This is a genomic window from Yoonia sp., from assembly GCF_017854415.1.
Classification (GTDB): Bacteria; Pseudomonadota; Alphaproteobacteria; order Rhodobacterales; family Rhodobacteraceae; genus Yoonia.
In genome coordinates this window covers 1-13,259 of sequence record NZ_JAFMHR010000093.1, presented here as the reverse complement: position 1 = coordinate 13,259, position 13,259 = coordinate 1, and the positions used below count along the sequence as shown (strand labels likewise).

The 13,259-nt window shown below is 56.3% G+C and carries 16 protein-coding genes; 5 read left to right on the top strand and 11 right to left on the bottom strand.

Annotated features, from left to right (window positions below; all coding sequences use genetic code 11):
- A partial coding sequence (locus QZ197_RS11125) for an HAD family hydrolase (RefSeq protein ID WP_363157891.1) occupies positions 1-390 on the bottom strand: 390 nt, incomplete at its 3' end.
- Positions 391-452: 62 nt separating this feature from the next.
- Here QZ197_RS11125 and QZ197_RS11120 point away from each other — a divergent pair.
- A complete protein-coding gene (locus tag QZ197_RS11120; protein ID WP_296432027.1) occupies positions 453-3,638 on the top strand; it encodes a reductive dehalogenase in 3,186 nt (1,061 codons plus the stop codon).
- Here QZ197_RS11120 and QZ197_RS11115 read toward each other — a convergent pair.
- On the bottom strand, positions 3,635-3,913 hold the full coding sequence (locus tag QZ197_RS11115; RefSeq protein WP_296432025.1) for a DUF3572 domain-containing protein: 279 nt from the start codon (positions 3,911-3,913) through the stop codon (positions 3,635-3,637). The two genes, QZ197_RS11120 and QZ197_RS11115, sit on opposite strands and share 4 nt — an antisense overlap.
- Before the next feature lie 96 nt (positions 3,914-4,009).
- On the opposite strand from QZ197_RS11115, the gene QZ197_RS11110 reads away from it, so the two are divergent.
- Positions 4,010-5,401: a diguanylate cyclase gene (locus tag QZ197_RS11110; RefSeq protein ID WP_296432024.1), complete on the top strand. Its 1,392-nt coding sequence runs from the start codon at positions 4,010-4,012 to the stop codon at positions 5,399-5,401.
- Here QZ197_RS11110 and QZ197_RS11105 read toward each other — a convergent pair.
- The 4 genes from QZ197_RS11105 to QZ197_RS11090 all read right to left on the bottom strand — a co-directional run bounded on the left by QZ197_RS11105 (position 5,390) and on the right by QZ197_RS11090 (position 7,352).
- Positions 5,390-5,881 carry a periplasmic heavy metal sensor gene (locus tag QZ197_RS11105; protein ID WP_296432023.1) on the bottom strand — a complete coding sequence of 164 codons (492 nt, stop codon included), beginning with the start codon at positions 5,879-5,881 and terminating at the stop codon, positions 5,390-5,392. The genes QZ197_RS11110 and QZ197_RS11105 overlap by 12 nt on opposite strands.
- Positions 5,874-6,233, bottom strand: a complete 360-nt coding sequence (locus QZ197_RS11100) for a hypothetical protein (protein WP_296432022.1) — start codon at positions 6,231-6,233, stop codon at positions 5,874-5,876. Before QZ197_RS11100 ends, QZ197_RS11105 begins: the two co-directional genes overlap by 8 nt.
- Positions 6,217-6,813: an RNA polymerase sigma factor gene (locus QZ197_RS11095; RefSeq protein ID WP_296432029.1), complete on the bottom strand. Its 597-nt coding sequence runs from the start codon at positions 6,811-6,813 to the stop codon at positions 6,217-6,219. Before QZ197_RS11095 ends, QZ197_RS11100 begins: the two co-directional genes overlap by 17 nt.
- A gap of 74 nt (positions 6,814-6,887) precedes the next feature.
- A complete protein-coding gene (locus tag QZ197_RS11090) occupies positions 6,888-7,352 on the bottom strand; it encodes an EF-hand domain-containing protein (RefSeq protein WP_296432020.1) in 465 nt (154 codons plus the stop codon).
- Positions 7,353-7,538: 186 nt separating this feature from the next.
- On the opposite strand from QZ197_RS11090, the gene QZ197_RS11085 reads away from it, so the two are divergent.
- Positions 7,539-7,928, top strand: a complete 390-nt coding sequence (locus tag QZ197_RS11085) for a DUF983 domain-containing protein (RefSeq protein ID WP_296432018.1) — start codon at positions 7,539-7,541, stop codon at positions 7,926-7,928.
- 18 nt (positions 7,929-7,946) lie between these two features.
- Complete coding sequence (locus tag QZ197_RS11080) at positions 7,947-8,624, top strand: NUDIX hydrolase (protein WP_296432017.1); 678 nt, start codon at positions 7,947-7,949, stop codon at positions 8,622-8,624.
- On the opposite strand, the gene QZ197_RS11075 is transcribed toward QZ197_RS11080, so the two are convergent.
- A complete protein-coding gene (locus QZ197_RS11075) occupies positions 8,621-9,523 on the bottom strand; it encodes a DMT family transporter (RefSeq protein WP_296432015.1) in 903 nt (300 codons plus the stop codon). The two genes, QZ197_RS11080 and QZ197_RS11075, sit on opposite strands and share 4 nt — an antisense overlap.
- A 23-nt stretch (positions 9,524-9,546) precedes the next feature.
- The gene (locus QZ197_RS11070) at positions 9,547-10,434 is read right to left on the bottom strand and encodes a fatty acid desaturase (protein ID WP_296432013.1); all 888 of its coding nucleotides are present in this window, start codon (positions 10,432-10,434) and stop codon (positions 9,547-9,549) included.
- Between the two features lie 82 nt (positions 10,435-10,516).
- Between QZ197_RS11070 and QZ197_RS11065 the strand changes: the two genes are divergently transcribed.
- Positions 10,517-11,377: a helix-turn-helix transcriptional regulator gene (locus tag QZ197_RS11065; protein ID WP_296432011.1), complete on the top strand. Its 861-nt coding sequence runs from the start codon at positions 10,517-10,519 to the stop codon at positions 11,375-11,377.
- Here the strand turns inward: QZ197_RS11065 and QZ197_RS11060 are convergent.
- The 3 genes from QZ197_RS11060 to QZ197_RS11050 all read right to left on the bottom strand — a co-directional run.
- A complete protein-coding gene (locus QZ197_RS11060; protein WP_296432010.1) occupies positions 11,374-12,834 on the bottom strand; it encodes a carnitine 3-dehydrogenase in 1,461 nt (486 codons plus the stop codon). The genes QZ197_RS11065 and QZ197_RS11060 overlap by 4 nt on opposite strands.
- Before the next feature lie 4 nt (positions 12,835-12,838).
- The gene (locus QZ197_RS11055; protein WP_296432008.1) at positions 12,839-13,102 is read right to left on the bottom strand and encodes a hypothetical protein; all 264 of its coding nucleotides are present in this window, start codon (positions 13,100-13,102) and stop codon (positions 12,839-12,841) included.
- Positions 13,099-13,259 (bottom strand): lipocalin family protein (locus tag QZ197_RS11050; RefSeq protein WP_296432028.1); only part of this gene is annotated, 161 nt, incomplete at its 5' end. The genes QZ197_RS11050 and QZ197_RS11055, both read right to left, overlap by 4 nt.

The following is a 13,259-nucleotide window of genomic DNA, read 5'->3' as shown; positions in this document are numbered from 1 at the left end:
ACGCGCGGGTGCCTCTGCATCATTCGTGGCGATCCCAAGTTCCAAGCCAGTGGCACGCAATCGCATGAAGAAGTCCTTCAATGGTACAGCCTCTTGCTGCGGCACCAAAGCAGCGGCTGCATTCATGCGGCCCAACAATGCCTCGCGTTCCAAACCGGGAAGAACCGAAATGATCCGATCTGCAACTTCGGCAGCGGTCGCGGCGATCACGACACTGCCGGGGCGAAACCGGTTTGCATCACAGTCATAACCCAAGGCGTCAGCCAAATCCTCGAACAGATGCGGCGCATCTTTCGTTTCGGCCTCTAGCATCCCGCGCGCCCAAGCGCCCCACGTTGCGTTGAAGTCGAACAACGTGCCGTCTTTGTCGAAGATGATGCCTTTTATCATGGGATATCCTTGTGGTTCATGCATTGACACCGGACCCTGCCCGCAAGACGGTGTCAATCAACATGTTAAAGCTTCGCTCTTACCGCTCGCGCCCGATGCATCTTGGGCCTTTCCCGCTTGAAAAACTGCGCCGCCAAGCGGCGTTGGATTTGTCTGATCTGCCGCCGCAGACAGACCTGTCTTTTCGCAGGCCCACCGATCCACGCAGCATCGTCAACGCAATGCAAGACTATCAAGCAATGCTGGACGCCACCCGCGACGGCATGGTCAAACGCGAGATCGCAGAAATACCGAGCGACCTGACTGAACGTGCCAACCACTTGAAAGCGTTCGGGTATTACTGCGATGCCAGCATGGTCGGCACTTGCGAAATTCCAGCGCAGGCATGGCTGGAAACACCGCTGGTTAATCCGGACGTAGACCGTCTGGCTGCCAAATTACGCACCATGCAGCCGACGTCACTGGCCGCTGGTATCGATGTGATCATGGCAGGCCTGCGCGAAAGTATGGCGCTCCCGCCTGTTGATTGCCGACATCACACCCACGCGCTTGTGTTTCTTTACGACTATCCACGCGACCCTAAACCCGATGAGGTGGGAACTGACTGGATCAGCGATGCGCTGCCACAACGGGCCTGTTTGCGAGGCATGGAAACGGCCGTAACCATGGCAAGCTACATTCGCACATTGGGGTATGAGGCCCGCGCGCATTCTATGGCGGCCACTGACGTACAATTGGGCGCGCTTGCGGCGCAATCTGGTTTGGTCGCTTTGGAGAATGGCGTGTTATCCAATCCGTTTACGGGCGAACGGTTCGGACTGGCGGCAGTGACCACAACTTTGGCGATGGCCCCCGACCAACCCATCGCGCCATTCCAAAAGCCACCCGGCAGCTATCAATCCGGTCTTGGAACACATGCCAAGTCGGCCCGCACCCGCGATCCATTCGCGGCCCGCGATTTCGCCAAGGGGCCGCATCCGTTCGAGACACTGAAACGGGTGAAAGAACCCACAACCTACATCGACCGCCCCAACGTGGCGCGGGTTCCCAAACGGGCCAATATGTTTGCCCGCGCATTATTCGGCGACATGGGAAAGACAGTTCAGGACGCCACCAAGAACGGCAATTATGTCCGCAAGTCAGCCTCTGCCTATGCGTTTCGTCCTTCGCTGGGCGCATTTGTTTTGTTGCAAGATGGCGATGCCGCTCCGAAGCGAATCACAGACACCCCCGAAGGCAACGCCGCCAATATCAAGGCAGCACTTTATTTCTTGGGCGTCGATGCCGTGGGGCTGTCCGCCTGCCCTGACTGGACCTACTACAGCCACGACGCGACGGGTGCGCCGATCACACCCTACCACGACAACGCCATTTCCATGATTATCGACCAAGGCCATGAGACGATGGAGGGCGCGTCTGGCGATGATTGGATCGCCTGCGCGCAATCCATGCGCGCCTATCTGCGGTTCTCGCTATTGGGTGGCGTTTTGGCGCAGCATTTGCGCAACCTTGGCTATACCGCCCGCGTACATTCGGTGATGGATGACGAGGTTTTGCATCCCCCATTGCTATTGCTGTCTGGCTTAGGCGAGGTCAGCCGCATTGGCGAAGTCATCCTCAACCCCTTCCTCGGCCCGCGCCTCAAATCAGGTATTGTCACCACGAACATGCCGATGGCCCATGACAAACCCATCGACTTTGGGCTGCAAAAATTTTGCGAAGCTTGCAACAAATGCGCCCGCGAATGCCCTTCAGGTGCGATCACCGCCGGACCGAAACTCATGTTCAATGGGTACGAGATTTGGAAGTCAGACAGCCAGAAATGCACCACGTACCGCGTCAGTCAAAAGAACGGTGCGATGTGTGGCAGATGTATGAAAACCTGCCCGTGGAACCTTGAAGGGCTGTTCGCCGAAGCCCCGTTTCGCAAACTTGCAATGGCCGTGCCTCAAGCCGCGAAAGCATTGGCAGCCTTGGATGACAAACTGGGCAAAGGCACGATCAATACCGTCAAAAAGTGGTGGTGGGATCTTGAGATGGAAGACGACGGTGCGTACCACCCTTCCCGCCATCCCGTAAACGCGCGCAGCTTGCAAAAAGACCTGAAACTGACCTTCGCGGATCAAACGCTCGCCGTCTATCCTGCACCACTTGCCCCACCGCCTTATCCTTGGCCTGCACCGATGGATCGTGAAGCTGGCATCGCAGCTTATGACGCCATGATCCCCGCGACCGAACACCGCAAGCGTCGCGCAGCTGGGATCGCGCCAGAGCATGTTTACACGCCTGTCAAAGGGGACGCTCCTGTCATTCCGGTTGTGATTTCTTCGGTTACAAAGATGACTGATGCAGTCACCAAATACGAATTTTCGCGACCAGATGGCGGCGATCTGCCTCCCGCCACCGCAGGCGCGCATATTGACGTGCTTGTCGCGCCAGAATTCTTCCGGCAATACTCTTTAAGCGGTGACCCTGCTGATCACAGAAAATACCAGATTGCGGTTCTGCGCGAAGACACAGGACGCGGTGGGTCAAAGCTGATGCACCGCATATTCAGTGAAGGGCGGCGGGTTTATATCTCGCCACCGATCAATCATTTTCCACTGGTCGAGGATGCCACAAAAACCCTGTTGATGGGTGGCGGTATTGGTGTAACGCCAATGATTGCGATGGCGCACCGGTTGCATGCAATTGGCGCAGATTTTGCGCTACATTATAGTATATCAAAGCGCACAGATGCTGGTTTTCTTGATGATCTGGCAAATGTCCCTTGGGCGGCGAACGTGCATTTGCATGTCTCGCAAGAAGGCACGCGCGCGGACCTTTCCACGATCACCAAATACGCCAGTGGCGCACATATCTACACCTGCGGACCCGACGCCTATATGTCTGCCGTCATGGACGCAGCAACCGCAAATGGCTTTCCCGAAGAGGCGCGGCACCTTGAATATTTCGCGGTACCAGAACAGCCGGAATATGAGAATTATCCATTCACGCTCGCACTCAATGATGGTCGCGAAATCGCAGTTGGCGCAGATCAGTCTGCATCAGATGCCCTGATCGCTGCGGGCGTGCATGTTGATGTAAAATGCGCCGATGGGCTGTGCGGTGTATGCAAATGCGGCGTCGTGTCAGGCGAAGTAGAGCACCGCGATTTTGTGTTGTCAAAAAGCCAGCAAGAGGGAGCGATGATCCTGTGTCAAAGCCGCGCCGTCAAAGCCGGTGCGATCATCAAGATAGACCTTTAGGTCCATTCCGTCTGTTCGGTTCCCGGCAACGCATAGCGGGCGCGCAGCGGTTTATCATAACCCAGATCAGCGCTGTCACAGAACGCGATGATCCATGCATCATCCATCGTTATGAATTCAAGAACTGACGCCTGAAACGCAGAATCAGTCGCACGTGCGTGCATTTCATCTGTACTGCCCCCTGTCGCACCCAGAAAAATTGGGCAAAGCTCTTCATTTTCAGCCAGCCACGCCAAGGCCTTCAGGGCAATAATCTCGGCTTCTTGATGCTGCACGGGCGATCCTCACTGTTTTCGAAACTGTTTATTAACCAATACCGCAGAAAATGCATCCAAGGAATTGAGGGTCCCCCCTTAGAAAGGATGTTGTTCATGCCTGCGCGTATATTGATCTTGGATGCGGTGGCGACCAACCGGATTGTGCTAAAGGTTAAAATGCAAGCCGCACAGTTCGCGGTAGATGTCTGTGCGAACCGCGCCGAAGCGGAACGCGCAATTGCAGAAAACCGGCCAGACCAGATCTTGCTGAACCTGAATTGTGCAGACGCGGATAATCACGATTTCTGCAAGGACTTGCGCAATGCAACCAACACAGCTGCGGTCGCAATAATCGCACTGGGTACGCCCGACACGGCAAAGGCACGTTTTGCGGCCCTTGACGCGGGCGCGGACGATGTGATGCCCCGCCCGATCAATGACACACTTTTGTTGGCGCGTATCCGCAATTTGTTGCGCGTGCGAAGCGCCGGACAAGAATTGGTCTTGCGCGAAAGCACCAGCCGCGCACTTGGTTTCGAAGAGGCGTGCCGCAGCTTTGAAGTACCCGCTAACGTCGCTTTCGTCACACCGATACCCGACATGCATGCAAAAATGACCAACGCACTATCCCATGACTTTGGCAGACCCGTCTGCGTGATCACGCCCGACGCGGCACTTGCCGCAAAAGCGTTGCCGCAAACGCCGGACCTGTTGATCGTTGATGCAACTGCCGTGCCACAAAACGAGCGCGCTTTGTTTGGTCTGGTATCTGATTTGCGTTCACGTGCAGCAACGCGCTTGTCGGGGCAGTTGATCATCACTCCAGCAGACGAGCCGGAAATTACAGCCCTTTTCTTGGACTTGGGCGCAGATGATGCGGTATCAGCCGATGCGTCACCGGCTGAAATCGCCTTGCGTGCCAAAGCACTGATCGCCCGAAAACAACAAACTGATGCCCTGCGTGCCACGGTTCGTAGCGGCTTGCATGCCGCGATCACAGACCCTTTGACCGGCCTTTATAACCGCCGCTATCTCGAGCCACATTTGGCACGTTTGGCCGAACAAGCGGTAGCATCAGGGCACGGATTTGCTGTGATGATGCTGGATATCGACCATTTCAAGGCTGTCAATGACGCCTACGGCCATGCTGCGGGCGATAGGGTTTTGGTGCAAGCCGCAGACAGATTGCGTGAAAACATGCGCGCAATTGATCTGGTTGCGCGCGTGGGCGGAGAAGAATTTTTCATTGCCATGCCGCGCACCTCTGTCAGGCAAGCAAAATTGGCGGCCGACCGACTGCGACGCACGATCCACAACACGCTCTTTGATGTCGGCGAAGCGCATGCGCCGATCCATGTCACAATCTCTGTCGGGGTGGCTGTCAGCGATCAAGACGGGCTTGATGCATTTCCCCTAACAAAGCTGTGCGACTGCGCCGACAAAGCGCTGTATGTCGCTAAATCCGCCGGGCGAAATCAAGTCGCGATGGGTAAATCAGCCGCTTGAAGGTCGCGGACCGCGTGTCCGTGTCTTAGAAAGCTCTTCCAACAGTTGGTCCGCAAATTCTTGCCGCCGCGCGGGCGTCATATCTGCAATCGTGTCCAGCAACGCGTCCTGCGCTTTGCTTTGTACACTCGCCATTTGCGTATTCTGGGCCTCAAGCAAAACGCGGAGCGCATCAGGTGCGAATGGCTCTGCTTTCAACGTATCCACAATACTGGTCACACGCCCGCGCAGATCAACATCGCGCAAGACGCGGTTTTGGCGCAGGCTGCGCCCCACTTCGCGGCGTTCTTGCGGATAAAGCGCGCGGGTGATCGGGCCGATGCCCAGATCAAAACTACGCGGCGGCCCGTCGCCAAACCGTCCCGACGCCATTGACCCGACAACCACTCCAGCCACAGCCAAATTGAGCGCCAGCGAACATACCAAGACGGCTTTCCACAAGCGGCTAGGGCGCGCCGTCGCTTTCTCTTGATCAGCCATCTGCCAAAGCCCCTGTATCAAACGCAAAATCTGTCGCGAAAAAATCTACGCTCACTTCGTCACCTATCAATGATGCGGTTAAATCCTGCATGGAACTTGGCGGGGCTACCCCAATCCAGACCCCTGCAATGGTCGCCGCAGCCAACCCGCTGACAGCAGGCCAACCACCCAAAGCGTCCAACATGCGCGTCCATAGCCCGCCGGGCACAGCGGCTTGTTTTGGCCGCATCGCGGCCTGTACGCCATCTGCATCTGCCAACACGCGCGCCAAAAAAGCATGGCTGGGTTTGGCATCTATACTGCGCGCCTGCGCGAACAGATCGTCCAGCATATCTTCATTCGGGTTGGTCATCGTCATACCCCAGTTCTGCCTTTCGCCCGGCCATCAGATCGGCAAGGGCGCGTTTACCGCGTGCTGTTAGACTTTCCACGGACCGCACACTGATGTCCATGATTTGCGCAATTTCGGGATTGGATAGTCCCTCAAGGTGTCGCAGCGACACCGCTTGCGCCTGTCGATCCGGTAGTTGTGCCAAAGCATCCGAAAGCGCCGTCATCCGTGCGCGCGTCTGCATTTGCGCAGGGACACTTGGCGCGTCGTCCAAAGGTTCGGCCACTTGATCCAGCGACACGGCCCCGCGCCGTTTGCGCAGCCTGTCCGTGCAAAGGTTTGACGTCACGCGGTAAAGCCAGGTACTGACTTGCGCCTCGTTCTGCCGCCAATCGGGGGCAATTTTCCAAAGGCGCATCATCGCATCTTGTGCGACGTCTTCGGCCTCGGACGGATTGCCCATCATGCGTGTGGCCTGCGCCAAGACCCGCGGCAAAAGCCGCGCCGTCAAATACCGCGCAGCTTGCCTGTCGCCATTGGCGAAAGCTATCAGCAGGGCGTCGTCTGGGGCACCCAAAAACGGGTCTTGCGATAAGGTCATCTGAATGCGTGCTAGCCCGATTGCTGTGCGCTGGCAATCGGCTGGGGGCAGCATGCCCCCAGCCGGTTTGCACCTTAGCCACGGTTCCGCTTGCCGTCGCCGCGCTCACCACGCTCACCGCGACGTTCTTTGGCGGTCTCGAACTCTTCTTGTGACAATGCGCCATCGCCATCTGCGTCAACACGCTCAAACATGCGCTCTGCACGGTCACCACCGCCACGGCGTGGCATCTCGTCAAGTTGCAACACACCGTCGCCGTTTTCATCGTGGCGCTCGATCATTTTTGCGGCGCGGTCGCTTGCACGTTCACCTGCGGCAGCGATCAGTTCTTCTGCAGACAACCCACCATCGCCGTTTGCATCGACACTGGCAAAGCGTGCTTGGCCTTGCGCCTGCAACTCTTCAAGAGAAAGTGAACCGTCGCTGTTCAAATCAAGCGTTGCGAAATCCGGGCGCTCGCGGTGGTTGTCGGCTTGTGCCGCACCTGCGGCCAAAACCACACCTGAAAGAAGGGCTGCTATCAAAATCTTGCTTTTCATTGTCTTTCCTTTGTTTCTTTTCGCCTCGCCTCTTGCGTGGCTTACCCTTCTCAAACGCAGGCCGTGAAAGTTTCCGTCGCACCGTTTTGAGATAAAAATGCAAAATGGCGAATGCACAATTTTGCAGCACCCCTTTTAAAGCAGTGCCCATTGGTCCATGTGATAGTCAAATGCCGGAGAAACCTGATGTCAGATGCACATTTCCCAATTGACGACCGTCACACCAAATCCGCCGTGATGCACGGACTACGCCAGCGCTGCCCCAACTGTGGCGAAGGGCGACTGTTCACGCGTTATCTAAAAGTTGCGGACAACTGCCCGTCCTGCAACGAAGAGCTTTTTCACCACCGCGCTGATGACGGCCCTGCCTATCTGACAATTCTTGTTGTCGGTCACATCCTGGGGTTTGTGATCCACTTTATGTGGGTTTACCTGCGGCCAGAACCTTGGGTCATGGCCTCGACATTGACGGTGGCTGCGGTCGCGCTGTCGCTCTATCTTTTGCCGCGCATGAAGGGCATGGTTGTGGGCATTCAATGGGCGCGCCGGATGCACGGGTTCGGCCACAACAGCTAACATCCGCAAAGGGCAAGCATGGACAAGACCGCCATTCGCGACGCCGCGACGATCATTGTTTTGCGCGACACCCAGACCGCACCAGCCGTCTTGATGGGCCAACGCGGGGCGACTGCGGCGTTCATGCCCGGCAAATTCGTGTTTCCGGGTGGCGCCGTTGATCCAAATGATGCGCAGGTTCCAACGACACCAGTTACCGACTTGGATGGCGAACGACTGACGCAAGAAAGCCGCCTGCCGCCTGCCGCACTTGCTGCCGCTGCGATCCGCGAATTGTGGGAAGAAACCGGGCAAATTCTGGGTCAGACGCAAGCTTGGGACAACCCGCCGCAAGGGTGGCGCGGTTTTGCACATGCAGGCTTTGTGCCCCATGCGGCAGCCCTACGGTTCTTTTTTCGCGCAGTGACACCGGCTGGTAATCCCCGCCGGTTTGATGCGCGGTTCTTCTTGGCCGATGCAGGTGATTTGCAAACAGACCTTGACGATTTCTCGAATGCTGAGGACGAGCTTTCTTATCTGCAGTGGGTCCCATTGGCGGATGCGCGCCGCTTTGATCTGCCCTTTATCACCCAAGTTGTGTTGGCCGAATTGGGCAGCCACATCAAACGCAACGGCCCGCCCGCCAGTGTCCCGTTCTTTCGCAATGATGACGAGGCGCATTTGGTCAGCCGCCTTGACGGGCGCCCTTTGCTCTAAAGCAGCAAGACCAGCATCACGATGCTGCATGTGAGCAACAGCAAGCCCTGCCATTCTCTTTTGCCAATCTTTTCGCCGAAAACAAATGCGCCAATAATCAGCGAGAAAAGCAGCTCAATTTGACCCACCGCATTCACATAAGCCGCGTTTTGCAGCGTGAAGGCCGTAAACCAGCAGATCGATCCGATCATGCTGGTGATGCCGACCAATCCAGCAACCCGCCAAGCACAGAGCACTCGCATGATCTCGCCGCGCTCGCGCCAGACCAGCCAAAGCGCCATCGCAAGCGTTTGAAACGCAGTTACAATCGCCAGCGTAACAATGGCGCGGTAGAACACATCGCCATCGCCTAAAGACAGCGACGCGCCGCGATACCCATTTCCTGAAATCCCAAACAGCACGCCTGCCCCAAGACCCAGCGCAGTAGCACGGTTGAACACCCGTTTGTGCCAAGGCCCCACGCCACCCGGCGGGTCCGACAAAAGCAAAACCCCGGCAAGTCCGATCAACATCGCCACGATTGTCAGTGTCGTGAAAGTGTCCCCAAGGATCAGGAACCCGAAGAATGCACTCAGCAACACTTCGGTTTTTTTGAACGTAATCCCGACTGCGAAATTCCGATGGCTGAACAAAGCGACGACGCACATCGTGGCAAGGATTTGAGAGGTGCCACCCGCAAAGGCGTAAGGCCAAAAGGCGGCAGGCAAGTCCGGCAACCCTTGCCCGCTGCTGGTCGCATAGGTGATCGCGATCACGGCCACCAAAGGCGACGAATAGATGAACCGCGCGAACGTGGCCCCTGCGGTGGACAGCGCCATGCCTTTAAGCCGCTTTTGCAGCATAAACCGAAGCGTCTGCGCGATGGCCGCGCCAATTGTGATCGGGATCCAGATTTCCATCCGCCCCCTATGACCGCAAACCGCTATCGCCGCCAGAGCGGGTGCGCGACAGGGTCTTTGGGCGTCAGAAAATAGCGACGTAGTACATGACCGTATGAGGTGTAGAAGTAACCGCCATTACGCCGCAAATAGTGATCTTTGCGCGACCGATAAAGGGCCGGCAATTGATACCATGCCACGCGCGGATGCATGTGGTGGACGACGTGTAGGTTGTTGTTCAAGAACAAAAATCCAAAGACGCCGCCGCGCTCTACGATCACGCTACGTCCGCTGGCGCGCTCATTGGCTTGGTGTTCCAAGAATGTGCGCAGTTTCAAGATGGACATGCCCAGATAGGCCGCAATCAAATATGCCCAGAACGGCATAGGCGATGCGGTAACCACAAATCCAACAGCCACCACAGCCGGAATATGTAGCAGCCATGCTTGCCATATCGTTTTGTCCCGGTTGCGCCATTCTGACGTCAAAAAGCTGGCTGTCCCGATAATTGGACCAATGATCAGCCGCCCAGCAATCGTGTTATTGAACCGCAAAACCGTTTGTATCCAGCGCGGCAACTGCAACCAGACATCATTCGCAAGGTAATTGCTTTCGGGGTCGTCGTAGGGGTCGGTAATGACCTCGTCATGATGATGTGCCAAATGTGTCGCCTTGAACCGCACAAAAGGGACCGTCAACATAAGCGGCGGACAGATCAAAAGTTCATTGCACCATTGGATACGAAAGGGATGCCCGTGGATCACTTCGTGCTGCAAAGACGCGTGCAGCGCGATCATAATGCCGCAAAAGATGATCCCAACTGGCAGAGGCAAGACCCACAACGCCGCTGCCCAGCCCGCATAACATGCCAGTATCAAAAAAAGCGTCGGCCATTCAAAATGCACGCGGGCCGTAAATTTGTTCTGTCCCATAAGTTTACCCTATGGCGTCACCGCGCAGTGCACCATTTGGACAGTAGTTCACAAAATGCATAATTTGTGAAATTATGCACATATGGTGATAAGAATCGACAAAAGACAGCGTGCGCAGCTTTTTCGTGACCGCTTGCAGACAGCAATGACCTTGGCCGAAATGACGCAAAGCGCGTTGTCACGTCACGCTGGCGTTGATCGCTCTACGCTTTCGCAACTGCTCAAGGATCAAGGCGCGCGCCTGCCGAACGCGCAGTTAGTTGCAGAATGTGCCGCAGCCTTGGGCGTTAGCGCCGATTGGTTATTGGGCTTGTCCGACAGACCAGAACAAGCCGCCGAATTGGTCGCAACTGCGATTTCAATGCCGCAAGCACCGCGCGCAATGATCGACGATCAAATTTTTGCGTGGCACCAAGAAGCGAAGGGATACAAAATTCGACACGTGCCTGCTGGGCTGCCCGATATGCTTAAAACCGCCGAGATGTTGCATTGGGAATATGCACCCCACATCGGCAAGACAATTGATCAGGCTGTTGGCGCAAGTACAGACCGGTTAAATTGGATGCGCAATGCGGGATCGGACTATGAAATCGCGATACCGACAGCAGAGCTGGATACCTTTGCGGCTGGCACCGGATACTACGCAGGGCTTTCGCCGGATATTCGCCGCACGCAGTTGGCCCGCTTTCGCGATCTGCACGCACAGCTTTACCCAACCCTACGTCTTCATCTGTTTGATCGAAGGTTGTTGTATTCCGCGCCAGTGACAGTCTTTGGCCCGTTATTGGCCGTCATCTATATAGGGCGGAACTACCTTGTTTTCCGCGACTCCGAGAGGATCGCCGCAATCACCATTCACTTTGACCATCTTGTCCGGCAGGCCAGTATCGGCCAGCGCGAACTGACCGATTATTTTGACACATTAATCGCGAAAACTGACTAGCTGCGAACCCCGATAGCGTTGCCAGCGCCAACCGGCCTAGGCAAGGCTTCGTGGGCCTTTGCCACTTTGGCAAGTAACGCGGCCAAAGCGGGCGCTGGGTCGGATGCGCGGCGGGTCGCGAGACTGACATGGATCATCATATGCTCGCCAGTTGCAAGTTCGCGGTCACCTTCGAACATACGGTGGAACAAGTGCATTTTTTTGCCTGCACCAGCGAGAACTTGGGTTTCAATACGGATCACGGCCCCTGCACGCACTTCGTCCAAATGGCGGATATGCGTTTCTGCAGTGAAATAGCTGCCGCCCGTCGCGATGTATTCCGCATCGCACCCGATCAGCAACATGAGCCGGTCCGTAGCATCGCCAAAGGCTTGCAGATAGCGCGCTTCGTTCATGTGCCCGTTATAATCCGTCCAATCAAGCGGCACAGCGCGGGCCACTGTCACGATCGGTTGGTTCAGATCATCTGGCAACTTTACGTCGCCTTCAATACGTTTGTCTTGTGCATTTAGCAGCGCACCAGCACCCCAGTTTTGCGCCTTAAGCCCGCGCAAAATACTGACCAAGTTGTCATCACGTGCCCGTTCAAGTTCGCGGATCGTATATTTGCCAGATTGGGCATCAGATTGATCTGCGACCTTGTCAATCAACTCTTCTGTCAGTTCAGGCACATCCATCAGTTTGGTCCACGGCCATTCAAGACAGGGGCCAAACTGTTCGATGAAGTGGCGCATGCCTGCTTCGCCACCCGCGATGCGGTATGTCTCGAACAATCCCATTTGCGCCCAGCGCAGGCCAAAGCCATAGCGGATCGCGTCGTCGATTTCTTCGGTAGTGGCAATGCCGTCCTTGATCAGCCAAAGCGCTTCGCGCCAGACAGCTTCAAGAAAGCGATCCGCGATATGTGCGTCAATTTCAGCGCGTACGTGCAGCGGGTGCATGCCGATGCTCGTCAGGATGTCCTTGGCTTTTTGCACAATCGCAGGGGCGGTTTGCGCACTTGGTACCAACTCGATTAGCGGTAAAAGATAGACCGGATTAAAGGGATGGGTCACGACAATCTGTTCAGGGCGCGTGGCACCGCCTTGCAACTCTGATGGTTTAAACCCGCTTGTCGATGAACCGATAACGGCGTCATGCGGGCAGTGTTCTTGCAAGGATTGGTAGACCTTGCGCTTTAGGTCTAGTCGCTCGGGTACGCTTTCTTGCACCCAAGCCACACCTGCGACCGCAGAGGGTATCGTATCATGAAACGTCAACGTACCTTCCGGCGGCAAAGCTACATCGGACAAACCCGGCAAGGACCGGCGCGCGTTGTCCAAGACTTCGGCGATCTTGCGTTCGGCTTCCTGGTCGGGATCGAAAACCCGCACATCCCAGCCCATCAAAAGGAACCGCGCGGCCCAGCCACCGCCGATAACACCGCCGCCAATGATCGCTGCTGATTGTGTCGTCATGTTATTAACCTGTTGGCTTGTCGTCGGGGTGGTTGAATTCGTCGGCAGGCACGGGCTCGCCGCGCACGCTCGGGTCGCAGGCGACCATTGCTGTGTTGCTATCGCGGATGATCAGACCGCCACGTGCGCGGCATTGCTCGAACGTCATGCGATTGCCGATCACCATAAATTCGCGCATGCCACCACCCGAAGGCGCCGTCATTGTTCCAGTGCTGGTGCCTTCACAGGCTGCGAGGGCCAAAATACCCATCAGAATAAATCGCTTCATTGTGTCATCTCCTCTAAACGGCTGAGGTCGTAGCCGTTGAATTCCAAGATATCGCGTGCCGCATCCAAGCGGTCTGCGCGAATGTCAGGTGTACGGTTTAATATCCAGCCTGATCGGCCATTGGGCGCACCGACAACTGCGGTGCGATAATCTTCGT